This is a genomic window from Sinorhizobium prairiense (assembly GCF_029201645.2).
Taxonomy (GTDB): domain Bacteria; phylum Pseudomonadota; class Alphaproteobacteria; order Rhizobiales; family Rhizobiaceae; genus Sinorhizobium; species Sinorhizobium meliloti_A.
The window spans coordinates 465816-489208 of record NZ_CP104133.1; the positions used below are offsets into that span (position 1 = coordinate 465816).

At 63.7% G+C, this 23393-nt stretch carries 19 protein-coding genes and 2 pseudogenes; 6 read left to right on the forward strand and 15 right to left on the reverse strand.

Going from position 1 to position 23393, the window contains the following annotated elements; genetic code table 11:
- Positions 1–37 precede the first annotated feature (37 nt).
- The 3 genes from N0Q91_RS25510 to N0Q91_RS25520 are packed head-to-tail and all read right to left on the reverse strand — an operon-like array spanning position 38 to position 2846.
- Positions 38–1012, reverse strand: a complete 975-nt coding sequence (locus N0Q91_RS25510) for a zinc-binding dehydrogenase (protein ID WP_275599501.1) — start codon at positions 1010–1012, stop codon at positions 38–40.
- 11 nt (positions 1013–1023) lie between these two features.
- Positions 1024–1719 (reverse strand): SDR family NAD(P)-dependent oxidoreductase, encoded by a 696-nt coding sequence (locus N0Q91_RS25515; RefSeq protein ID WP_275599502.1) that lies wholly within the window; start codon positions 1717–1719, stop codon positions 1024–1026.
- Entirely contained in the window at positions 1716–2846 is a 1131-nt protein-coding gene (locus tag N0Q91_RS25520; protein ID WP_275599503.1) for an iron-containing alcohol dehydrogenase, read from the reverse strand. The genes N0Q91_RS25515 and N0Q91_RS25520 overlap by 4 nt, the downstream gene beginning before the upstream one ends.
- A gap of 82 nt (positions 2847–2928) precedes the next feature.
- Here N0Q91_RS25520 and N0Q91_RS25525 point away from each other — a divergent pair, with 82 nt between their 5' ends.
- The gene (locus tag N0Q91_RS25525) at positions 2929–3735 is read left to right on the forward strand and encodes a shikimate dehydrogenase family protein (RefSeq protein WP_100671150.1); all 807 of its coding nucleotides are present in this window, start codon (positions 2929–2931) and stop codon (positions 3733–3735) included.
- A 16-nt stretch (positions 3736–3751) separates the two neighbouring features.
- Here the strand turns inward: N0Q91_RS25525 and N0Q91_RS25530 are convergent, their stop codons facing one another.
- From N0Q91_RS25530 to N0Q91_RS25555, 6 genes and pseudogenes are all read right to left on the reverse strand, one after another.
- Positions 3752–4738 (reverse strand): ABC transporter permease, encoded by a 987-nt coding sequence (locus N0Q91_RS25530; protein WP_275599504.1) that lies wholly within the window; start codon positions 4736–4738, stop codon positions 3752–3754.
- Positions 4739–4743: 5 nt separating this feature from the next.
- Positions 4744–6230: pseudogene (locus N0Q91_RS25535) on the reverse strand (sugar ABC transporter ATP-binding protein).
- Between the two features lie 55 nt (positions 6231–6285).
- Positions 6286–7278, reverse strand: coding sequence for a sugar ABC transporter substrate-binding protein (locus tag N0Q91_RS25540; RefSeq protein WP_275599505.1), 993 nt, complete (start codon positions 7276–7278; stop codon positions 6286–6288).
- Positions 7271–7525: a hypothetical protein gene (locus tag N0Q91_RS25545; protein ID WP_275599506.1), complete on the reverse strand. Its 255-nt coding sequence runs from the start codon at positions 7523–7525 to the stop codon at positions 7271–7273. Before N0Q91_RS25545 ends, N0Q91_RS25540 begins: the two co-directional genes overlap by 8 nt.
- A 102-nt stretch (positions 7526–7627) precedes the next feature.
- Positions 7628–8617 (reverse strand): transketolase family protein, encoded by a 990-nt coding sequence (locus N0Q91_RS25550; RefSeq protein WP_275599507.1) that lies wholly within the window; start codon positions 8615–8617, stop codon positions 7628–7630.
- A gap of 1 nt (position 8618) precedes the next feature.
- On the reverse strand, positions 8619–9482 hold the full coding sequence (locus N0Q91_RS25555) for a transketolase (RefSeq protein ID WP_100671140.1): 864 nt from the start codon (positions 9480–9482) through the stop codon (positions 8619–8621).
- Between the two features lie 105 nt (positions 9483–9587).
- Between N0Q91_RS25555 and N0Q91_RS25560 the strand changes: the two genes are divergently transcribed.
- Entirely contained in the window at positions 9588–11084 is a 1497-nt protein-coding gene (locus N0Q91_RS25560; RefSeq protein WP_275599508.1) for an aldehyde dehydrogenase, read from the forward strand.
- A gap of 170 nt (positions 11085–11254) precedes the next feature.
- On the opposite strand, the gene N0Q91_RS25565 is transcribed toward N0Q91_RS25560, so the two are convergent.
- On the reverse strand, positions 11255–11935 hold the full coding sequence (locus N0Q91_RS25565; protein WP_100671606.1) for a GntR family transcriptional regulator: 681 nt from the start codon (positions 11933–11935) through the stop codon (positions 11255–11257).
- A 46-nt stretch (positions 11936–11981) separates the two neighbouring features.
- Positions 11982–13587 (reverse strand): annotated as a pseudogene (locus N0Q91_RS25570) (GMC family oxidoreductase).
- A 178-nt stretch (positions 13588–13765) separates the two neighbouring features.
- Between N0Q91_RS25570 and N0Q91_RS25575 the strand changes: the two are divergent.
- Positions 13766–14755, forward strand: coding sequence for a sugar-binding transcriptional regulator (locus tag N0Q91_RS25575; RefSeq protein ID WP_275599511.1), 990 nt, complete (start codon positions 13766–13768; stop codon positions 14753–14755).
- A gap of 42 nt (positions 14756–14797) precedes the next feature.
- On the opposite strand, the gene N0Q91_RS25580 is transcribed toward N0Q91_RS25575, so the two are convergent.
- From N0Q91_RS25580 to N0Q91_RS25590, 3 genes are read right to left on the reverse strand one after another with little or no spacing between them, the layout of a single operon-like run.
- Positions 14798–15841 (reverse strand): substrate-binding domain-containing protein, encoded by a 1044-nt coding sequence (locus N0Q91_RS25580; RefSeq protein WP_275599512.1) that lies wholly within the window; start codon positions 15839–15841, stop codon positions 14798–14800.
- Positions 15842–15887: 46 nt separating this feature from the next.
- Positions 15888–16934 carry an ABC transporter permease gene (locus tag N0Q91_RS25585; protein ID WP_275599513.1) on the reverse strand — a complete coding sequence of 349 codons (1047 nt, stop codon included), beginning with the start codon at positions 16932–16934 and terminating at the stop codon, positions 15888–15890.
- Positions 16924–18447: a sugar ABC transporter ATP-binding protein gene (locus N0Q91_RS25590; RefSeq protein WP_275599514.1), complete on the reverse strand. Its 1524-nt coding sequence runs from the start codon at positions 18445–18447 to the stop codon at positions 16924–16926. Before N0Q91_RS25590 ends, N0Q91_RS25585 begins: the two co-directional genes overlap by 11 nt.
- A gap of 135 nt (positions 18448–18582) precedes the next feature.
- On the opposite strand from N0Q91_RS25590, the gene mtnK reads away from it, so the two are divergent.
- Entirely contained in the window at positions 18583–19854 is a 1272-nt protein-coding gene (gene mtnK / locus N0Q91_RS25595) for an S-methyl-5-thioribose kinase (RefSeq protein ID WP_275599515.1), read from the forward strand.
- Positions 19851–20945 (forward strand): S-methyl-5-thioribose-1-phosphate isomerase, encoded by a 1095-nt coding sequence (mtnA, locus tag N0Q91_RS25600; protein WP_275599516.1) that lies wholly within the window; start codon positions 19851–19853, stop codon positions 20943–20945. The genes mtnK and mtnA overlap by 4 nt, the downstream gene beginning before the upstream one ends.
- A 24-nt stretch (positions 20946–20969) precedes the next feature.
- Here mtnA and N0Q91_RS25605 read toward each other — a convergent pair whose 3' ends face one another.
- Positions 20970–22175 carry an MFS transporter gene (locus tag N0Q91_RS25605; protein ID WP_275599517.1) on the reverse strand — a complete coding sequence of 402 codons (1206 nt, stop codon included), beginning with the start codon at positions 22173–22175 and terminating at the stop codon, positions 20970–20972.
- 75 nt (positions 22176–22250) lie between these two features.
- Here N0Q91_RS25605 and N0Q91_RS25610 point away from each other — a divergent pair, with 75 nt between their 5' ends.
- A complete protein-coding gene (locus N0Q91_RS25610) occupies positions 22251–23237 on the forward strand; it encodes an AraC family transcriptional regulator (RefSeq protein ID WP_018096092.1) in 987 nt (328 codons plus the stop codon).
- The last annotated feature ends 156 nt before the right edge of the window (positions 23238–23393 follow it).

Genomic DNA, 23393 nt, shown 5'->3' on the forward strand with positions numbered 1-23393 from the left:
CTCAAGATCCGTTGTGGGTTGCAAACGCGGCATCCGATCAAAGCTCGACCACACGATTGCCGGGGTTCGGTCCCGATTTGAGGCGTGCAAGCGCTTCGGGCAGCTGCTCGAATGCAGAGATTTCCACAATCTGCGGATCGACGACGCCCTGCGCGATATCGGCGGCAATGGCGGCTCCGGCAGTCACCAGGCTGCCCCATTGCCAGTCGTCCGCATAGCCGTGCATGGCGTTCAGGCCCACCTCATGCAAGGAAATGGTCGTCGTGAAGGCGGGAAGCGGCGCCCTTTCCTGTCGGTCCTGAATGCAGACGAGGTGGCCGTTGGCCGCCAGCAAAGGCGCGAGCGTCGCGGCATGCTCGCCGCTGACCATGTCGAAGACGGCCTGCAACGGCTGTGCTCCCGTCCTTTCCCGAACCTCTTCGCGCCATTCCGCCCGATGATAGTCGGTGACGGTCGCCGCACCCAGGCGCTTGACCCTTGCTGCCTGAGAGGCGGAACAAACGGCGTGCACGACCCAACCGCGCCTGTGCGCGAGCTGCAGCAGAATGCCGCCGACGGCGCCGGACGCGCCCGTCACCAAAATGTGCGCGCCGGGTTTGAGCGGCACCTTGGATACGGCTTGAAAGGCGGTCAGCGCCGGGCAAGGGATCGTTGCCGCGGCGGCGAAGGGAAGCGTCGGCGGCAGCGGGATCAGTGCCCTTGCAGGCACGACCGTATATTCCGCGAACGAACCCGGCCGCACGAGATCGTTATGATAGGCGACCCGTGCTCCGGGTGCGACATGCGTGACACTCTCGCCGAGCTCTTCCACCTCGCCCGCACCGTCGACACCGGGAATATGTGGCCACTCCCAGGACGGATGTCCCCAATCGATGAACTTCCAGTCCACGGGGTTCAAACCGATCGCACGATTTCGCACCAGGACCTCACCCTTGCCCGGTCTCGGCCTCGGCCGTTGTTCGAGCCGCAGAACGTCCGGGGTGCCGGTTTCGTGATGAACCCAAGCCTTCATGGTGATCTCCTTCAGCAAACGGAATAGCCGCCGTCGACCGGCAGCATCGTTCCAGTGACGTAAGCGGCGTCCGATGAAAGCAGAAAGCGCACGACCGCCGCGACTTCCGAAGGCTGCGCCCAGCGCCCCATCGGAATGCGGCTGTTGATGCGATCGGCACGGTCGCGATCCGTGCGCGCTCGCGTCGACATTCGCGTTTCAACCCAGCCCGGCGCCACGGAATTGACCCTCACGCCCGCCGGCGCCCAGGCGACTGCCATGGAACGGGTCACCGCCGCCACGGCACCCTTGCTTGCGGTATAGGCCGGGGCGCCTGCCGAGCCGAAGATGGCCCACATGGAGGCAAGCATGACCACCGCACCGCCCGCAGCCTCCAACCGGGGCAAGAGTGCCGTCGCCAGCGCGAAGCCGGCACTTACATTGACCTTCATCACCGCTTCGAAATCCGCAATGTTCCATTCCCGCTCGTGGCGCAGGATGCCCGCGCAATGCACGAGACCCTGCAGGGCATTCTCGCCAGCAAGGAGAGGCAGGATCGCGTCCGGATCGGTCACATCAGCCCGGTGGAAACGAATATCCGCCGGCAGGTCGTCATCGCGGTCGAGGCCGGTGGCGATCACGCGCCAGCCTTCCAACAGGAGACGTTCGGCGGTGGCGCGGCCGATGCCGGTGCCGCCTCCGGTGATCAGGGCAAGTGGTGCGTTCATAGTACAGGACTCCTCGTAGCCGCTCTCGTCTCGACGCGCAGGACGGCATTCAAAAGCGTTCGTGCATCCAGCTCGAATGGCATGTTCTTCGCGTGGCGAACGGCGAGCGTTGCGTCCGCCAGGGCCGCGAGATCCGCAGAGGACGGCGGCGGCACGCCGAGATCCTCCAGGCAGAGCGGCAGGCCGACCGCCCGATAGAGGGCCATCAGTTCCGGCGGCGGCTCAAGACCCAGTGTTTCGAAATGGACGATCAGCGCCCAGGCGACCTGCATCCCATGCGGCACGGTGGCGCCGCGAGGCAGAAGCGGGATTCCCCGGGTAAGAGCATGGGGCAGCGAAAGCCCGCCGCTTTCGAAGCCGAGGCCGGCCATGAGAATCATCGCCTCGACGGCAGCGTCGAAATCCTCGGTAACGGCACCGGTCCCAGCGACCGACCAGGCGGCGGCCGCATGGCGCACAAGCGTCTCGTAGCAGAAGCCCGCGATACGATGGGCAAGGCGCGTCGAACTTGCCAGAAACATCGTCCCGCCGCCGTTCTTCAGACAGGCGTCCGCTTCGAACTTCTTGGCCAGCGCATCGCCGAGCCCGGCGCGGAACAGCGCCCTCGGCGCCTTCGACAGGATCGCGGTATCGACGATCACGAAGTCCGGGTTGCGCGTGAGATGACGCACTTCGAGCAGACGGTGCTCTTCGTCGTAGAGCACGAAGTTTTTGGAGGTCGGCGCATCGTTAGAGGCGACCGTCGGCAGGCTGATAAGACCGCCACCGACCCGCTCCGAGAGGGCTTTGCCGGCATCGATCGCGCGGCCGCCGCCGGCCGCGATCACCATCGAAACCGGTCCGCCAAGCTGCGCCTGAAGCTGCGAACCGGTGCATCTGCCGAGTTCGCCGGAAAAGGAGAGGACGGTGAGGCCTACCCCGGCAGCAGCGCAGCTCTCCCGGATCCTTTCGGCCAGCATATCTCGAATCACCCCGTCGATGACCAGCACCGCCGCCGAGCCGAGGGTAGCTGCACAATCCCCCACCAGGCGCAGGGCGCCGGGGCCCTGTACATAGCGGCCGGGCGCGCCGAAGACCGTGACGCTCGTATCGAACAGCTCCATAATGGATTTGTGCTTTAGCGGCATTGGGTCATCCTCCACGGACTTTCAATTACAAGATATATGATATATTTTAACATGGATAGCATTTTTCCTCGAAGGAGCCCTAATGAAACAGCGCATTTCCGGTACGACACGTGTGGTGGTGCACCTGGCCTATCCGTCCCATCATCTGCGCACGCCCACCTATTTCAACGCTTACTGCGCCGAAAGGAGCCTCGACGCCGTTCTCGTGCCGTGGCAGGTCTCGCCGCAAAATCTTGCAGCCGCTTTCGACGGGCTGCGCTGGGTCGAGAGCCTTGCCGGCGTGATCGTCACGATTCCGCATAAGACCAGCGTCGCCAGTCTGTGCGACGGCCTTTCCGAAACCGCGCGCTTTCTGGGTGTCGCCAATGTCGCGCGGCGCACGCCGGACGGCAGCTTCCACGGCGAAATGTTCGACGGCGCCGGTTTCGTGCAGGGCCTCCTTCGCGAGGGGCATGAGATCCGCGGACGTAGAGCGCTGCTGGTCGGCGCCGGCGGCGCCGCCACGGGTATCGCCGAGGCGCTGGTGCGCGGTGGCACCGAACGGCTGGCGATAGCCAACCGCTCCGCCGTCAAAGCCGAGGAGCTTGCCGAGCGGCTGCGGGAGGCTTTCCCGGGAAGCGACGCCGCGGCAGCACCGGCAGACGCCCGCGGCTTCGACCTCGTCGTCAACGCTACCTCGCTCGGCATGAAGGCGGGCGACCCGCTGCCGGTGGACCCCGGGACGCTGGAGCCGGGAGCACTGGTGGCCGAAGTCGTGATGGAACCCGACGTCACGCCTTTGCTGCGGCTGGCATCGGAACGCGGCTGCGTTGTTCATAAGGGTGTTCATATGATCACCGGTCAGATCGAGGTGCTCGCAAAATATCTCCTGGACGAGCCGGGCGCGTGAGCGCCCGGCCGATGGCTCAGGTCCGCTTCGCCTCACCGCTGACGTTCTGGAGCAGGACGGCGAAAACGATGATGACACCCTTGATGATCTGCTGCGGATAGGCGGGCACGGACAGGAGGTTCATGATGTTGCCGATGAGCCCCAGAATGAGCACTCCGATCATCGTGTTGAGAACCGTGCCCTTGCCCCCCGACAGCAATGCGCCGCCGATGACGCAGGCAGCGATCGCGTCGAGCTCCAGCCCGAAGCCGGTATTGGCCGTGCCGACCGCCGTACGCGAGGTCGCGACCACGCCGGCGAACGCGGAAAGACCGCCGGCAATGGCATAGACGAGGAATTTGTAACGGGCGACGGGGATGCCGGCGAGACGCACCGCGACCTCGTTGGAACCGGCCGCGATGACGAGGCGGCCGAACTTGGTCTGCGCCATGACCGTGACGAAGAGGATGATCAGGAGGACGGCCATCAAGACGGGCCAGGGCATGCCGAGAACCGGCACCGTGCCGCTGCCGAAGGCACGCATGAGATCCGCCGCGCCCGTATCGCGGGGGAAGCGGACCGGCTGGCCGTTCGACATCATGAACGCGATGCCGCGAGCAACCGTCATCATGGCGAGCGAGGCGATGAAGGGAGCCATGCGGAAGAGCGCGACGAGCGCGCCCGTCACCGCGCCGAGCAGAGAGCCGGCGGCAACCGCGGCCGCCATGCCGATGAGCAGGCCGACTGCCGCCTGATCCGGGAGATAGGGTAACAGCATCGCGATGACCATGGCGCCGATCGCTGCAACCGCGCCGACCGACAGGTCTATGCCGCCGGTCAGGATCACCAGCACCATGCCGATGGAGACGAGCGCAAGCGGCACGAGCTGCCTCATCAGGTTCCACAGATTCTGCGGCGTCAGAAAGACATCGGACAGCATCGCCGACGCGATGACTAGCAGCCCGAGCATGAGGAAGATGTTGTAGCGGATCAGCAAGGTGGCGACACCGGCTTTCTTGTGCATGAGGGTCACGCCTCCGTTCCCATGGCGAGGTCGATGATGGCTTCCTCGCTGATTTGATGTTTCTGAAGTTCGCCGGCGAGCCCACCCTGGCGCATGACGATGACGCGGTCCGACATGCCGATCACCTCGAGCATGTCCGAAGAGACCATGATGACGGCGGCGCCGGCTTCCGCGAGTTCGTTCATGACCCGGTAGATCTCGACTTTGGCGCCCACGTCGACGCCGCGCGTCGGCTCGTCGAAAATGAGTACGCGGCATTTCGCGGCGATCCACTTCATGAGCGCCACCTTCTGCTGGTTGCCCCCGAAAGTGTGCCTGCCGGTACGTCGGTGCCGCTGGCTTTCAGCCGCAGCTGCCGCGCAATGTCTTCGACGGCAGCGGTTTCCGCCCGGTTGCGCAGAAAGCCGAGCGCCGAGACGAACGGATTTGCCGGCGTCATCATGGCATTCACCCGGATCGGCAAGTCGAGAAGCAGACCCTGATGCTTGCGGTCCTCCGGCAGCATACCGATACCGTTGGCGACCGCCTGACCGGGCGAAAGAATGGCGATCTCGCGGCCTGCCAGCCGGATGCGGCCGGACTGGAGCGGATCGGCACCGAAGATGGCGCGCATTGTCTCCGTGCGCCCTGCCCCCACCAAACCGCTCACGCCGAGCACCTCGCCCGCGCGCACGGAAAAGGTGACGTCCCGCACCATCGGTCCGGCATTGAGCTTCTCTACCTCAAGCAGCACGTCGCCGACGGCCGCCTTGCGCTCCGGAAAGAGATCGGAGAGCTCGCGACCGATCATGTGACGGACGAGCGCCTTCTGATCGAGCGCGTCGACGGGCCAAGTGCCGACGGTCTGGCCGTCCTTCAGCACCGTCACGCGGTCGCAAAGGGCAAATATCTCCTCGAGCCGATGCGAGATGTAAAGGACGCACACGCCGCGCTGCCGCAGCATCCGGATGAGCCGAAACAGCTTCTCCGTCTCATGATGGGTAAGAACGGCGGTCGGCTCGTCCAAGACCAGGATCGTGCTTTCACGCGATAAGGCCTTGCAGATTTCCACGACCTGCTGGTAGGCCACCGGCAGTGTCCCGGCGGGCTGCATCGGATCGATGTCCTCGAAACCCATGTCCGCAAGCAGCGTTCGGGTTCGCCGCACCATGCCGGCCCAGTCGACGCGGATTCCCGGCCGCCCGAGTTCCTCTATCAGCACGTTCTCCGCGACGGACAGGTGGCCGGCAAGCGAGAATTCCTGGTAGATGACGGATATGCCCCTGGCGATCGCATCGTGCGGCGACGATATGTCGACGGCCCGGCCATCGATCCGGATCTCGCCGACGTCGCGCCGGTAGGCGCCGGCAAGGACTTTCATGAGAGTGGACTTGCCCGCTCCGTTTTCCCCCATGAGGCCGTGGACCTCGCCGCCGAACGCCTCCAGGCAAGCGCCCTGAAGCGCGGTGACACCGCCGAAGGCCTTGTCGATCTGCGACATCGAAAGATGCATCTGCTCCTCCTTCCGTGACGTACCGCCGGCCAGGCCGGCGGTACGCGGAACAACTTCAGCTGCGGATTTCCGAGATCGTGCGGAACGGAGGAACCTCGTATTTGAAGAACGGGTTCGACGGGTCCGGATCGGCGAATTCGTCGACGTTCTCCCCGGTGATGATCTCGGCCGGGAAATAGGAACCGAGCGGCAGATTGTTGGCGTCGAAACCCTTTCGGAAAATCTGCTCGATCAGGATCATGACGCCTTCACCCGTTGCGCGGCCGCTATTGGCGCCTGTCACCAGGAGATCGCCGTCCTTGATGTGCTCTAGCGCGATGCGGAAGCCGTCGGCTGCACAGGCGACCGGAATCTGGCCCTTCTTGCCGATATTCTCGATCGCTGTCAGCGCGCCGATGCCCATGAAGTCGTTTTCGGCCAGCATCAGGTTGATGCGGCTGCCGTGCCCGGCAAGCAGGTCCTCCGCTCCCTTCAGCCCGCCCTCTTCCGTCCAGCCGCCCGGCTGGATACCGACGACCTCGAAGCGGCCTTCCGTCCAGTTGAACGAGCCTCCTGTCTTCAGCTGTTGAAACAGTTCGAAGCCTTTCAGCTTGGCGTCCTCCTGGCTGAAGCCAAGGCCGAACTGGTTCGATCGTTCGAAGACGATCCCGGACAGCAGACCGGTGATGCGGCTTTCGGACGTCGAATTGCCGAGCGTGCCGATGGTTACGCCGGAAACGATCGGCACATCCATGCCGACCTGCTTGGCGGCGTAAATACCCGCTTCGAAGCCGTTGCCGAAGGGATTAGCGAGAACCGTCGTGACGAAGGGACCCGAGGCATCGGGAACCGTGCCGAGCGCGATGACGGGAATTCCAGCATCAACGGCACGCTGGGCATCGGTCGCGGCGCCAACCACATCCGTGGGATCGACGACGATGACGTCCACGCCCTTGGTGATGAAGGAATCGAAATGCGCCGAAGTCTTCGACGGGTCGCCGTCTGCAACCTGGATGTCGAGGGTGTAGCCGCCATATTCGGCCGCCTTGCGCTTTGCCGCTTCAACCACCTCGACGAACCAAGCGTTGCCGAGTGTGATCTCCGTCCAGCCGATCGCGATGTTCTTTGGATCCTTCGGCGTCTTCAGGCAGAGCTTTCTCGATGTCGCTTCTGTCGGCCATCTGAGGATCGATCACGCCGGATAGGGCCGTGTTCGGTAGGTGGGAATAGAGCTCGTGTTTCTCCGCGGCAGGCGCCGGTCCCGACAGCGCCGCGAACGTGAGCGCCGCGGCGGCGAATTTTTCATAGGTCTTCATTGGTACTCCTCCTCCTTTTTCGACTCGCGACGGTTCACGAGCCTCTTTTGTCGATACATGATATATTTTCTTCCCCGGCAAATGACTGCCGTCGCCCCTCCTTCAGCCGATCGCGGCGAGCACGACCTCCTCGATGCCCTTCTCGTCCAGCTTGTAATGGGCGTAGAGATGAGTCGGCGGCGCAATCAGCGCATATTCGTCGCGAATGCCGTGGCGGATGAGGCGCTTGCCAATCCCTTCATCCGTCAACACCTCTGCGACGGCAGCGCCCAGCCCGCCGAGCACGTTGTGCTCCTCTATGGTCATCAGGACCTTCGAGCGGGACGCCGCCTCCAGAATCGCGTCGCGGTCGATTGGCTTTACGGTCGCCATGTCGATGACGCCAATCGAACGGCCCGCGACGTTGAGGCGCCTGGCAACCTCAATGGAGGGGTGCACCGGCAGGCCGCAGGCGATGATCGTCAACTCCTCGCCGCGCGCGTGCTCTATCGCCTTGCCGAAGACGAAATCGGCCTTGGGATCGTAGAGGTCCGGCTCGCGTCCTCGCCCGGTCCGGAAATAGATCGGCCGGTCATGCGCGATGCTCGCGCGAATCGCCGCCTCGAGCTGTGGGCCGTCGGCGGTCGAAACGACCGTCAGGTCGGCTATCGACCGCATCGTGCCGATGTCCTCGGTCGCATGGTGCGACGTGCCGTAAAAGCCCATGGAGATACCGGTGTGATGACCGATCAGCCGCACCGGCAATGCGCAATAGGCTATATCCATCCGGATCTGCTCGCAGGTGAGCAATCCGAGAAACGATGCGAAGGTAGCGACATAGGGAATCATGCCGGTCGTGGCGATCCCGGCAGCCGCCGACACCATGTTCTGCTCCGATATTCCGAAGCCGACGTAACGGTCGGGATATCGCGCGGCAAATCGGTTGAGGCCGTTGGAGTATTGCAGATCGGCCGAACCCGCCACGACCGGATGTCCCTGCCCCACCAGGTCGATCAATCCGTTCGAGAGGTGATCCAGGCCGGGGTTTTTCTGATTCAATTCGCGGTAGTGCCAGGAATTGGGTGATTGCGGACGTTCAAGGGCGCGGCTCATATCATATGACCTTCGAAAGAATTTCGGCGCGGGCGGCTTCGGCATCACTCGGATCGAGATAGCCGAGATGCCAGCCGGGTTCGGTTTCCATATAGCTCACGCCCTTGCCCTTGACGGTACGGGCGATGATGCAGCATGGCCGCGTGCGCGCGCCGTCCGCCTTGGCGCGGCGAAGCGCGGCGGTCAGTTCGGCGATATCGTGGCCGTCGACCACCTGCACCTCCCAGCCGAAGGCGCGCCACTTCTCGTCGAGCGGCTCGATGCCCATGACGTCGTCTACCGCTCCGTCGAGCTGGTAGCCGTTGCGGTCGACGATCGCCACGAGGCGGGATAGCTTGTGATGCGCGGCGCCGAGGGCCGCCTCCCAGACCTGTCCCTCCTGCATTTCGCCGTCGCCCAGCATGACGAAAGTGGTGAAGGAGCGGCCCTGCATGCGCGCGGCGAGCGCCATGCCGAGACCGTTCGACAGGGCGTGGCCGATGGAGCCAGAAGAGAAGTCGACGCCCGGAACCTTGCGCATGTCGGGATGGTCGCCAAGCGGGTTGCCCAGACGCGTGTAGCCGTTCAGCACATCCGCCGGCAGGTAGCCGAGATCGGCAAGAATGGGGAAAAGCCCGACGGCCGCATGGCCCTTGCCCATCAGGAAGCGGTCGCGGTCGGCCCATTTCGGATCGCTGCTCAGGCTCATGACATCGTAATAGAGCGACGCGAAGATCTCGGCCGCCGAAAACACCGACGTATAATGGCCGACCTTGGCGATCTCGATCAGCCGGATCGTTTCCAGCCGCACGAACTGCGCACGATCGCGAAGCCGCGCAATGGTCGCCTCGTCCGGTCGGGAATCATTTTTCAATGGCGAATACAATCTGGATCCTCCTGCCCTTGCTGTCCTCGCGAGCAGCAACATTCGCTTGCCAACACCCATCTAACATCATATATCATATATGTCACTCAGAATTTGGAGGAAAATATGAACCTTCGCCTATCGAGATCCGATATCGAGGAAATTCGCAGCCGCCTTGCCATCAAAGGGCAGGCCTTCATCGACGGGCGTTTCGTCGAATCGGTTTCAGGCGAAACCTTCGACGATATTTCCCCGCGCGACGGTCAGATGATCGCCAAAGTCGCGGCTTGCGATGCGGCAGACGTCGACCTCGCCGTGAAGGCGGCGCGGCGGGCATTCGACACCGGCGTCTGGCGCGACAGGTCGCCGAAGGAGCGCAAGAAAGTGCTCCAGCGCTTTGCGGCGCTCTTCGAGAAGCACATGGACGAGCTGGCGGTCCTCGAAACGCTGGACATGGGCAAGCCGATTAGCGAAAGCCGGACGATCGACGTGAATGTGGTCCTCGATACTCTGCAATGGTACGCCGAGTGCCCGGACAAACTTTACGACGAGATCGCGCCGACCGGCCCGAACCAGCTGGCGACCATAACCCGGGAGCCTGTGGGCGTCGTCGGCGCCGTCGTGCCTTGGAACTTCCCCATGCTGATGGCCGCCTGGAAACTGGCACCGGCCCTGGCGACCGGCAATTCCGTGATCCTGAAGCCGGCCGAGCAATCGCCGCTGACGGCGCTGCGCATGGCCGAGCTCGCGGCGGAGGCCGGCATTCCGGACGGCGTTTTCAACGTGCTGCCGGGCTTCGGCCCGACCGCCGGCAAGGCGATCGGTATGCATATGGACGTCGATTGCCTCGCCTTCACCGGGTCGGGCGAAGTGGGCAAGCTCTTCCTGCAATATGCTGGTCAGTCGAACATGAAACGCGTGTTTCTGGAATGCGGCGGCAAGTCGCCGAACATCATCCTCGACGACGTGCCGGAATTGCGTGCGGCCGCCGAACGCGCGGCAACGGCGATCTGCTTCAACCAGGGCGAAGTCTGCGTCGCCCCCTCGCGCCTCATCCTGTCGGAGCGGATCCAGGACCAGTTCCTCGATATCGTCATCGAGACGGCTAGGTCGATACGGCCCGGCGATCCGCTGGATCCGGAAACAAGGCTCGGCGCGCTCGTCGAGGACGACCATCGCTCACGCGTCGAGAGCTACATCGCCAAGGGGCGTGAGGAAGGCGCCCGCCTCGTGCTCGGCGGCGACCGTCCGGACACGGAGCTCGGCGGCTATTACCTCAATCCGACGATCTTCGCGAACGTGAAAAACTCTATGGCTATAGCAAGGGAGGAAATCTTTGGACCGGTCCTCTCGACCATTACCGTGAAGGACGACGAGGAGGCCGTGCGCGTCGCGAACGATACGAGCTACGGCCTCGCGGCGGCCGTATGGACGCGCGACCTCTCCCGCGCCCACCGGATCTCACGGAAACTGCGCGCCGGGAGCGTCTGGGTCAATTGCTACGACCATGGCGACGTGACGGTGCCTTTCGGCGGCTACAAGCAATCCGGCAACGGACGCGACAAGTCGCTGCATGCGCTCGACAAGTACACCGAACTGAAGACGACCTGGATCGAGCTTTGATCGGGTGGGGCACATGGCCCCACATCTGCCCGAAACGAGCGGGTAACCTGCGCTGGGAGAGCGCCGGCCTCGCACCATGCGCGCTTCTCTCCGTCGATGACGGGGAGAAGATGCCGGCAGGCAGATGAGGGCCAAACGCAGACGAGCCATTCTAGCCCAGGCGGGAGCGATCAGCCCGCGGTTCCCGCGCGCTGCCGCTCCAGCCAGTCGACGAGGACTTTGCCCCAGGCGATGTCCTCCTGCATTGCGGCCCTGGCGCCTGCAGCATCGCGCTTTGCCAGGGCGCGAAGAAGGTCGTAATGCTTGTGTGCGCCGCTCGTCAGGTCGCGCACCGGCACTGTCATATGGAAAGTCCGAAGCAGAGGTCCCATCAGCGTCCACATGTTCTCGACCGTCGCAAAAACGAGCGGCAGGTCCGAGGCCGCGACGACCGCAAAATGGAATTGACGATTGATCAGAGAAGCCTCCTGCGGGTCCGTGCCGGCGGCGACCCTGAACGCCTCCTGCAGGTGCTCCAGATTGGCCAGTTGCTTCGACGTGATGCGCTCGGCAGCCAACGCCGCCGACTCACCTTCGAGGTGATGGCGAATGAACTGGATCTCGCGGAGCTCGGCAGGCGCGAGGTTGCGCACATGTATCGCCGTCGCCGCCTTCATTTCCAGTGCGTGTTCGCTGACGAGCCTAAAAATCGCCTCGCGGACGGGTGTGATCGATACGCCCAGCTCGTCCGCCAGACCGCTGATGCGCAGGCGCTCCCCGGGCTCGTATCGCCCGTCCATCAGTGTTCCCCGGATCGCCGCATAGACCTGCTCGGAAAGGTTGCCCCTATCCAGTTTGCTCAAACTCGTCATGGCGCCTCCATCCGCATTGCGTTCCGGCTCAAAAGTCTGATCGGCGTCAGGCATTGCTCGGCGGCAGCGGATCGATGCCGCGGATCAGATCCGACGCTTTTTCGCCGATCATAATAGCGGGCGCATTGGTATTGCCCGAAATCAATGTGGGCATAATGGAATTGTCCACAATTCTAAGATTCCTCAAACCCCGCACGCGCAGTTGCGGGTCGACGACCGCCATGTCGTCCGTTCCCATCCGGCAGGTTCCCACCGGGTGATACACCGTCTTGCCTTTGGAGCGTATATAGGACTGCAGCGTCTGATCGTCCTCGGCATCCGGCCCGGGGAATGCTTCCGCCTTCTCGACGAAAGGCGCGAAAGCGGGCTGCGCAAGGATCTCCCGCGCCAGTTTGAGACCCTTGATCGAAAGGCGCATGTCTTCGGGGTGGCTGAGATAGCGCGGATCGATCATGGGATGGTCGGCCGGGTTGGTCGACCGCAAGCGGATTTCGCCGCGGCTGTGGGGTCTGAGCACGCATGGATTGATCGTGGCACCCGCGCGCTTGATCTGCTCCTGATCCGAATCCATGAAGACGATCGGAACGAAATGAAGCTGCACGTTCGGTTCCTCCTCCTTATCGTCGACATTGACGAAGGCGCAGGCCTCCGTGACGTTCGACATGACCGGGCCTGATTTGAACAGCAGGTATTGGAGGCCGTTGCGGACGGAACGCACCAGAGTATCCTCACCAAAGTAACCGTAGCGCCCCGTGCAATAGCGGATCGCGGGGAATTCGAGGTGATCCTGAAGGTTCTGGCCTATTCCTTCGAGGCGATGCCGCACGGCAATGCCATGACGCTTCAACTCGTCCTCGGGCCCGACGCCCGAAAGCATCAGGAGCTTCGGAGTCTGAACCGCGCCAGCCGAAAGGATGACCTCCTTCTCCGCCCTGATCGTTTGCATTTCGCCGTTCCGCTGGTATTCCACGCCCACTGCCCGGTCTCCTTCGAACAGGATGCGAGTGACGAAGCAACCGGTGAGAATTTCCAGATTTCCGGACGATAGCGCCGGCCGCAGATAGGCCACGGCCGCACTGCAGCGTCTTGCGTTGCGCGTGGTGGTCTGGTTGTAGCCGACGCCGCTCTGCCGTCGGCCGTTGAAATCCGGCGTGAAAGGTATGCCGGCTTCCTGTGCACTACGCACGAAGGCGCGCGTCAGGTCGTTCACCTGCCGGAGATCGGAAACGCCGAGCGGACCCTTGGTGCCGTGATAGACGTCGGAGAACCGATCGTTGTCTTCCGCACGGCGAAAATCAGGGCAGCACGTCCGCATAGGACCAGCCTTCGGCTCCCAGCGACGACCAGGTGTCGTAATCCGCTCGCTGGCCGCGAATATATATGGTGGCGTTGACCGAACCGCCGCCACCGAGCACGGCGCCCTGCGGCATGACCGGCGCGCGGCCGCCAAGCCCCTCTTGCGCCTCGGTCTTGTAGTGGTAGAGAAGCTTCGAACCGAGAAGTTTGACGAAACCGGCGGGTATGTGGATCAGCGGATGGCTGTCGCGCGGCCCTCCTTCCAGCACGACGACCTTTCCCGTATTCGACATAGCGAGCCTTCCGGCGAGGGCACTGCCCGCCGAACCTCCCCCGACAACGACGTAATCTGCCACGGCAACCTCCACAATGATATATGATATATAGTCGCTGAGAGGGAGCGTCGTCAACGAGGAAATCGCGCGGAGGGTCGAGTGGCGACGCTGGGACAACAGCAAAAATGCCGTCCACCGCGAGGGCGCCCCCGCATGTGGGCCGATCGTCGGCCGGCGCACTTGACATTTGTCACGCGTGATGAATTATGTCAGCATCTCCGTCCGAAAGAACTTCATGCCGATCCGCGCCAACGACCAGATCATCCACAAGGCCGCCTGGCTCTACTATACGCATGGCCTGCGCCAGGATGAAGTCGCCCAGCGGCTGGAAATCTCGCGTGCTTCCATCGCCATGTATCTGCGCAAGGCGCGCGAGATGGGCATCGTCACCATCACCACATCGACGGAGCTCTTCTCCGACGACGTCCTTGCCCGCGAGCTGGAGGACGCCGCGGGACTGACGAGCGTCTGGATCGTCCCCGAGGACCGGCAGGCCATGGACCCGGCCGTCGAGATGCCCGTGGTGGCGGCCTCGGTTTTCCTGGAGCTCATCAATAAGGGGGACCGGATAGGGGTCGCCTGGGGCCGCACCGTGTATCACATAGCGGACGTCATGCCGTTTGCCGATCTTCGGGGCGTGTCGGTCGTGCAGCTCTGCGGCAATCTCGGCGCTCCCTACTCCTACCGCCCGGATCAGTGCACCACGGAAATCGCCCGTCGTCTCAATGCGGAAGGCATCAATTTCTATGCGCCCCTCGTCCTCTCATCCGAGCGGCTTGCCGAGGAGTTGCGCCGCGAGCCCGTCATCCGGGAGCAACTTGCCACGATTTCGGACTGCAAGCTCGCGCTCTACTCCGTCGGAGGCATCGAGGAGGACAGCCACCTCGTCAAATGCGGTGCCCTTTCGGCGAAAGACATGCATGCCATGGGCAAAAGGGGGGCAGCCGGCGTCATCGCCGGACAACTGATCGATCTCGACGGTCAGTGGATGGACTGCGCGCATAATCGGCGCTGCATCTCGGCAGACCTCGACTCCATCCGCGCGATCCGGAAGCGCATGCTGGTGGTGCAGGAGGACAGCAAATTCGAGCCGCTGGTGGCGGCTCTGAAGGGCGGGTTTGCTTCGCATCTCGTCGTCACCGCCTCGATGGCGCGGCGGATCATGGACCGCTGGAGCCGCGATCGTTGAATATGCGCGCCGAGCGTCCATCCGGACGCGCGGCGCACGCAATCAGGGCTTCGGCATCCAGGCCGGCATGGCGACGTCGGCATGAGCGAATTGCGGCAGCTTCACGCCGAGTTCTTCCATGTTCTTGATGTCCTGATCGCTCAGGTCCTTCTGGGTGATCAGCGTCGGCGGCACGATCACCTGACGGCCGGGATCCTCGCCGGCAAGCAGCATGGCAAGCGAGCGCACCGAGACCTGGCCGACGACGGCGGGATTCGTCGCGGCGGTCGCCACCCAGGCCGAGCCCGCCTCCCGCATGGCGGCGATGTCCGAGGTCGAAATGTCGGCCGAATAGATCTTCACGCTGGAGGAGAGGCCCGCCTCGTCGACCGCGATCTTCACACCCTTGGCGAATTCGTCATAGGGGGCGAACATCACGGTGATGTCCGGGTTGGCTGAAATCACGGAACGGGCCTGGTTGGCGACGGAATTTGCGATCGGGTTGTCCATCGTGCCGAACTGGGCAGCTTCCTCGATGCCGGAATATTTCGTCTTGAATTCCTTCCAGGTCTCGTCGCGGCGGTCGAGCGGGGCGATCCCGGCGACGTAGACGTAACCGGCCTTGAAGCTCTCGCCGTTATCCTTGATCGCCTGCTCGAGGGCGAGACGGGCGAGGTCGCGGTCGGACTGTTCGATCTGCGGGATCTTCTCGTTCTCGACATTCACGTCGAAGGCGACGACCTTGATGCCGGCATCGACCGCGCGCTGTGCAGCTTCCTTCATGGATTCGGTCAGGCCGTGCTGGATGATGATGCCATCCACTCCGAGCGCGATCGCCTGATCGACCATATCGGCCTGGAGCGCGGCGTCCTGACGGCTGTCGAAGATCTGAAGCTGCACCCCGAGCGCCTTGGCCTGCGCTTCGACGCCCGCGAGATAGGACTGAAAGAAGTCGCCGGTCGAAAGGTAACGCACGAGCGCGATCTTCACGTCGCCGGGCTTGTCGAACGGCTTCGGCATGTCGGCGGCAAGGGACGGTACGCCGAAGGCAGCCGCGCCCATAAGCGCGAGCGTCCATCTGCCCAGGGTTCTGCGAGTTATGTCCATGTCAGTCTCCTCCACTGATGAACTTTGACGGTCCGCCGAGGTCTCCTCAGCGTTTGCCTCTTTTCGAGAGCGCAAAGGTAAAGATCAGGGCGACGACGAGTACCGCGCCCTTGATGAAATCCTGCGTGTAGTACGGCGCATTCATCATCGTCAGGCCCTGCAGGAGGATGCCGACGAAAAGCGCGCCGACGGCGGTACCGAAAGCATTCGGCTTGGCCGCTCCCAGCACGGCAAAACCGATCAGCGCGGCGGCGACGGCGTCGAGCAGCAAATTGTTTCCGGAAGCGATATCGCCGCGGCCGAGGCGTGCTGCGAGCAGAATGCCGCCGATAGAGGCGAAGACGCCGGAAATGACGTAGGCCGAGATCTTGTAGGCATTGACCGGCGCCCCCGCGAGCGCGGCCGCGCGCTCGTTGGATCCGACCGCATACATTATGCGGCCGAAGCGGGTGTATTCGAGGAAGAACCAGATCGCCACGGCGAGCACCACGAGCACCACGACCGAGACCGGCACGAGGTTCGGCAGGACCAGATCGAAGCGGTGGCGCCCGAGCGCAAGGAAAGCCGGACTGAAAGTGCCGGTCGCGACCGAACCGTCGGGCAGCGTCATGCCCGCGGCAATCGAGCGGCCCTCGGTCGGGATGCGCTGAAGGCCGAGCAGCAGGAACATCATGCCGAGGGTAGCCAGAAGGTCCGGAACGCGCATGTAGACGATGATGAAGCCGTTGACCAGGCCGACGAGCGCGCCGACGGCAAGGCAGACGAGCGCCGCCGTAAGCGCGTCACCCCCCATCACCACCATGACATAGGACGAAGCCATCATCGCCGTGGTGGCGACCGAGCCTATGGACAGGTCGAACCCCCCGACGACAAGCGTCGCCGTCACGCCGAGGGCCAGAATGCCGGTGATCGACACCGATTGCAAAATGAAGACGGCGCTTTGAGGGGAGGCAAAACCTCCGGTTACGAGCGAGAAATAAAGAACCATGCCGGCGAGCAGCATGAGGAAGCCGTACTTGATCGCGGTTTCCCTGATGCTCCACGGGCCTGGAAGCACGGGGGCCGCGGCGGATTTGCTCTGTTCACTGCTCATAATGCATGACCTGCTGATGGGATTGACCGGCGATCTCCGACAGCAGGCGCTCGACATCGACTTCAGTGTTCCGATGTTCGCCGACGATGGTCTGCTCCGACATGACGAGGATGCGGTCGGCGACCTCGAACGCTTCGTCGAGTTCGGTCAGGAAGAGGATGGTGGAACGGCCCGCGGCCGAGATGCGCAGCTTGTTGCCGATGTCCCGGCGCGCGGCGATGTCGACGCCCTGGAACGGCTCGTCGAGGATGAGCAATCGGGAAGGCTCGCAGAGCCAGCGCCCGACCATCACCTTCTGCTGGTTTCCGCCCGAAAGTGTCTGCATCTCGTCGCGTTCGTTTCGGCAGATGACGCCGAGCGAGGTGATCTGCCCGCGCGCCTTCTCTCTTTCGGCCCTGCGGCTCGATATGCCGAAGCGGGAGAGCCTGCTCAGAAACGGCAGGCTGATGTTCTCGTAGATGTTGAAATCGGGCACGATACCGCTTTCGGCGCGATCCTTCGCAACGAGGAAAACGCCGCGCGCAATCGCCTGACCGGTTGTCGTCGGCGCATAGCGCAAGCCGTCAAGGGTCATTTCGCCGGCCACCGGGGAGCGCGCACCAAACAGCGTTTCGGCAAGCGCCGTCTTGCCGACCCCAACCAGGCCGGTGACCGCGACGATCTCGCCGTCGAGGAGATCGATATCGAAAGGCCGCGCATGGTCGGAGAGCTTCAGGCCGCGCACCTTGAAGATCGGCCCGCCGGCCTTGTGCACCGCGATTTTGCCGGCCGAAACCTTGCGGCCCAGCATCGCGTCGACGGCGCCCTCGTAGTCGAGGTCGGGCCCGTCGAAACGGCCCGTGATCCGGCCATCGCGAAGCGAGACGATGCGGTCGGCGAGACGGCGGATATCCGACATGCGGTGCGAGATATAGAGAATGGCGACGCCGCGTGCCTTCAGCCGGTCGACCAGATCGAAGAGGCGGTCCGCTTCGGCGCTCGAGAGGGAGGAGGTCGGCTCGTCGAGGATTAGCACCTTCGGCTCATGCGACATCGCCCGGGCAATCGCCACCATCTGCCGGTCGGCAAGCGTCAGGTCGTTGACGTTGGCGGCAAGATCGATGGAGAGCCCCATATGGGCGGCGACCGCGGCCGCCTCGCGCCGGACGCGCCGCGGATTGAAGAAGAACCGCGAGCCACGCCCGTTCAGCCGGTCGAACGTCAGATTGGTTGCGACATCGAGGTCGGCGACGACCCCGTCGTTGATGTTCTGGTGCACGGTGACGACGCCGGCGCGGATCGCCTCGGCGGGCGTCACCGGCTCGAAAGCTGCATCCGCAAGCGTTATCGCGCCGGCGTCGCGCCCATAGACGCCGGAGAGAATGCGCACGAGGGTGGATTTTCCGGCGCCGTTGGCGCCCATCAAAATCGTTACCGCGCCGGCCTTCAGATCGAGATCCACCCCCTGGAGGACCTGCACGGGTCCAAAGGATTTGCGCACGCCCTCGATGCGAAACACTGCCTGTCCGCTCATTGTCTCCTCCCGACGCTGCACGTTAGGATAGCCATTCATCAAATGTCAAGGTCATTGACATTTGCCAGAATGGCGCCTTAGCTGTGCCGTGGCGGCGGGTGGTGGAGGCCGCGCCCTGCGCAGGAGGAGGACGATATGGACAAGCAAGTCTTCGAGGCGCTCAGCGCCGAAACATTGCCGCATCGGCTCGGCGGCAATTCCGCTCTCAGGGAGAAGATCGGCGAGGACGTCTCGCACTGGACCGTCAAGGAGGTCGGCGACGGCAATCTCAACCTCGTCTTCATCGTCACGGGCAGCAAAGGCACGGCGGTCGTGAAGCAGGCGTTGCCTTATGTGCGCCTTGTCGGCGAGAGCTGGCCACTGCCTCTGAAACGCTCCTTCTTCGAATACCACGCGCTGGTGCGTCAGGCCGCGCGTGCTCCCGGCACGGTGCCGGCGATCTTCTTCTTCGACGAGACGCAGGCGCTGATCGTCATGGAGTATCTGACGCCGCACGTCATCCTGCGCCGCGCGCTGATCGATGGACGCGAATTGCCCCATATAGGCTGCGATCTCGGGCTGTTTGCCGCCCGCACGCTTTTCCGCGGCTCGGACCTTTCCATGGCGACGCGCGACAAGAAAGCGGACCTGGCGCTCTTTGCAGACAATGTCGAACTGTGCGACATCACCGAAAATCTCGTTTTTTCCGATCCCTATTTCGAAGCCGAACTCAACCGCCACACCGCGCCGCAGCTCGACCCGATCGTGACGGAGCTCCGTTCCGACCGTGACCTCAAGGTCGAGGCGCAGCGGCTGAAGCATCTCTTCTCTGCCAAGGCCGAAACGCTCTGCCACGGCGACCTGCATACCGGTTCGGTGATGGTCACGGACGCCGAGACCCGCGTCATAGACCCGGAATTCGCCTTCTACGGACCGATCAGCTTCGACGTCGGGATGCTTCTCGCCAATTTCTGGATGAGCTACTTCTCGCAGAGCGGCCAGGAGAGCACGACCGGCGCGCGCGACAGCATGCGCGTCTATCTGCTCGAGACGATCGAAACGATCTGGGAAACGTTCCGCTCCGAATTTGCCCGACTCTGGCGGACCGAGCGCATGGGCATGCTTTATCAGGCGCGCGTTTTTGAGGACAGGAACGACGCGCTCGGCGCCGAGCAGGCGCTCAATATCGTCATCGAGGAAATCTGGCGCGAGATGCTGGGCTTTGCCGGAATTGAGATCCACCGCCGCATTCTCGGTCTCGCCCACAATGCCGATTTCGAAACGATTGCCGATCCCGACCGCCGCGCCGCCTGCGAAAGCAAGGCGTTGAAGCTTGGACGTCATCTCGCCGTCAACCGGCATCGCATCCACAGCCTCAGGGACATCCGCGCCACGGCGGAGCGGCTTCAGAAGGAGACACTCGCGTGAAAATCGGAGAACGTCATTACCACACGATCTGGCTCAACGAGGATGGCCGCTCCGTCGACATCATCGACCAGCGCTGGCTGCCGCACGACTTGCGTGTCGTGACGCTGAAGACTGTTGCCGACGTGGCCGTCGCCATTCACGATATGTGGGTGCGCGGCGCGCCGCTGATCGGCGTCACCGCCGCCTACGGCGTTGCCATTGCCATGGCGAAGGACCCATCGGATGTGCATCTTGATGCCGTCTGGGACGAGCTTCACGAAACGCGACCGACCGCCATCAACCTGCGTTGGGCCCTCGACGCGATGCGGGACCATCTGCGCCCGCTGCCGGAAGCAGGACGCGCGGACGCGGCCTATGAGCGTGCCGCGGAAATCGCCGAAGAGGACGTCGAACTCAACCGCGCCATCGGTGCGAACGGCCTCAACGTCATCCGCGAAATCGCCGCAAAGAAGAAGCCGGGCGAGCCGGTTCGCATCCTCACCCATTGCAATGCCGGCTGGCTGGCAACCGTCGATTACGGCACCGCGACGGCGCCGATCTACATGGCGGTCGAGGAAGGCATACCGGTGCACGTCTATGTCGACGAGACGCGGCCGCGCAATCAGGGCGCCTATCTCACCGCCTGGGAGATGAGCAGCCATGGCGTGCCGCACACGCTGATCGTCGACAATGCCGGCGGCCATCTCATGCAGCACGGCGACGTGGACATGGTGATCGTCGGCACCGACCGCACCACGGCCAATGGCGACGTCTGCAACAAGATCGGCACCTACCTCAAGGCGCTCGCCGCACGGGACAACGACGTGCCCTTCTATGTCGCTCTGCCGTCGCCCACGATCGACTGGACGGTCCATGACGGGGTCAAGGAAATTCCGATCGAGGAACGGCCCGGCGACGAGGTGAGCTTCGTGCAGGGACGCGCGTCCGACGGCTCCATCGCCAGCGTTCGCATCTCGCCGGAGGGCAGTCCCGCGGCAAATCCCGCCTTCGATGTGACGCCCGCGCGCCTGATCACCGGACTCATCACCGAGCGCGGCATCGCCGCGCCGTCGCCGGAAGGGCTTAAAGCGCTCTTCCCGGAACGGCGCTGATACGATGCCGCGACCGGACGGAAGTCAGACCTCTATGCTGCGCCGCGAGGCCATGACATAGAGCCCGCTCGCGAGCGTCGCGACGGCGCAATAGGTGATGGCACCGAGCGGGCCGAAGCTGTCCACGAAGAGCCCGCCGAGAACAGCGCCGCTGGCGATGCCGACCTGGAAGGTCGCAACGATGAGACCGCCCGTGCTTTCCGCATGGTCGGGTGCGGCTCGCACCATCCAGGTCTGGACGGCGACGGGCAGCGCCCCGAATGCGAAGCCCCACAGGGTCACCGCCACGGCCGACACGACATCGAGCGAACCGAAGGTCACGAGGGCGAACGCCATCGCCGCGATGAGCAGCGTTCCGAGGCTCACGGCCGCCGTGATGCTGCGTTCGATGATGAGCCCGCCGGCGAGATTGCCGAAGAAGCCGCCGATGCCGTAAGCCAGCAGGATCAGGGAGATCGCCTCGATGCCGAACTCCGGGACGTTTTCGAGGAACGGGCGCACATAGGTGAAGCCGGCGAAGTGGCCCGAGACGAAAAGCAGGACGGTGATGATCCCGATTCGGATGCTCGGCATGCGCATGAGGTCGAACAGAAGCTTCATGCTCGGCGCCGACTGCGGCGGCAGCCGCGGTATGGTCGCCATCTGCACGATCAGCGTTACGGCACCGACCGCCGCAGCCATCAGGAATGCAGCTCGCCAGCCCCAGAGATCGCCGATATAGGCGCCTAAAGGCGCCGCACAGACCGTCGCCACCGAGACGCCGGTGAAGACGATCGACATGGCACGAGGCACGAGCGACATCGGCACGAGTCGCAAGGCGATCGCCGCCATCATCGACCAGAAGCCGCCGAGCCCGATGCCGAGGACGACGCGTGCGGCAAGGAGCATGGCGAGATTGGTGGCGAAAGCCGCAAGCAGGCTGGAGGCGATCAGCGCCAGGGTGAAGCCCCAAAGCACGAGCCGGCGGTCGAACCGGCGCGTGGCGATGGCGATCGTCAGCCCGGCGACCGCGCCGACGACGGCGGTCGCCGTCACCGCCTGGCCGGCCGTGCCCGTGCTGATACCGAGATCGGCGGCCATCGGCGTGAGAATGCTGACGGGGAGGAATTCTGCGGTGACGAGGCCGAACACGCCGAGCGCGAGGGAGCCCACCCCGGCCCATGCCGGATCGATTCGCTCCTCGCTTTCCGGTATGAACGTGGCGTCCAAAGTGGTCGCTGTATCTGTCATAAGAGCGGTCTCCTTGAGAGGGTCCGGCTTAGATAAGGCGTGACGCCCTGGACATTCCATGCTAGAAATTCCGCAATGCTTGATCATTCGTCCAAAACGTCCTCCTCCGCTTCGGAGGATTTTCTCAGCGAACTTCTGCGCGGACTGCGCCTCGACGGCGTCGATTACGTCCGTTGCGAATTGACCGCGCCCTGGGGAATTTCATTTCCGGCGCAGGAGGCGGCACGCTTCCACTTCATCTGCGGAGACTGCTGGCTGCGGGTGGCCGACGGAGACTGGATCGAACTGAAGCGCGGCGATGCCGTGCTTCTGCCGCGTGGCGGCGCGCATGCGCTGGCGAGTGCGCCCGGCGAGAAGCTGTCGCCGCTCGAAGCCTATTCGGTCCAGGAGGTATGCCATTGCGTCTACGACGTCTGCGGGGGCGGGCGCGGCAAGACCACCATCCTTTTCTGCGGCAGTCTGCGGTTCAACATGGATGCCATGCATCCGTTGTTGCGCATGATGCCGGACGTGATGCGCATCGACGCCCTGACGGCAAGCGAGCCGGCGATCCCGCACATGCTCGATGCCATGGCGCGGGAAGTCGGCGCCAGCCGCGTCGGCTCCGGCGGTGTGCTTGCGCGGCTGGCCGACGTGCTCGCGGCGCTCATCATCCGCTCCTGGGTGGAGCACGGATGCGGCAATACCAATGGCTGGGTGGCGGCGGTCCGCCATCCCGGGCTCGGCCGCGTAATCGCGGCCATGCACCTCGATCCGGAAAAGAGCTGGACCGTGGATTCCCTCGCCAAGCTCATGGGCGCCTCGCGCTCCGGCTTCGCGCAGCAGTTCGCCGCCGTGGTCGGCGAGACGCCGGCCCGCTACCTCACGCAGGTGCGCATGCATCAGGCACGGCAATGGCTGACCCGCGACCGCATGCGCATCTCCGTCGTCGCGCGCCGCCTCGGCTATGACTCGGAAGCCTCGTTCAGCCGCGCCTTCAAGCGTGTGATCGGCCTGCCGCCGAGCCACTATCGCGGATCCGAACCGCCAGAAGCACCGACATTTACCATCGGCGAGGGCTGAACGAGAGGCAAAGTAGGCCTACGGCACGTTTCCTTAATCGTAATCGATTGAAGGGCAAAGACATGCAGCAGATCAAAGTGCTGCAGGACTTTTGCGTGTCTGACACGCGGCGCTGTAGAGCATTTGACCCAACGCACTTCCGGCCGGAGAACCGTT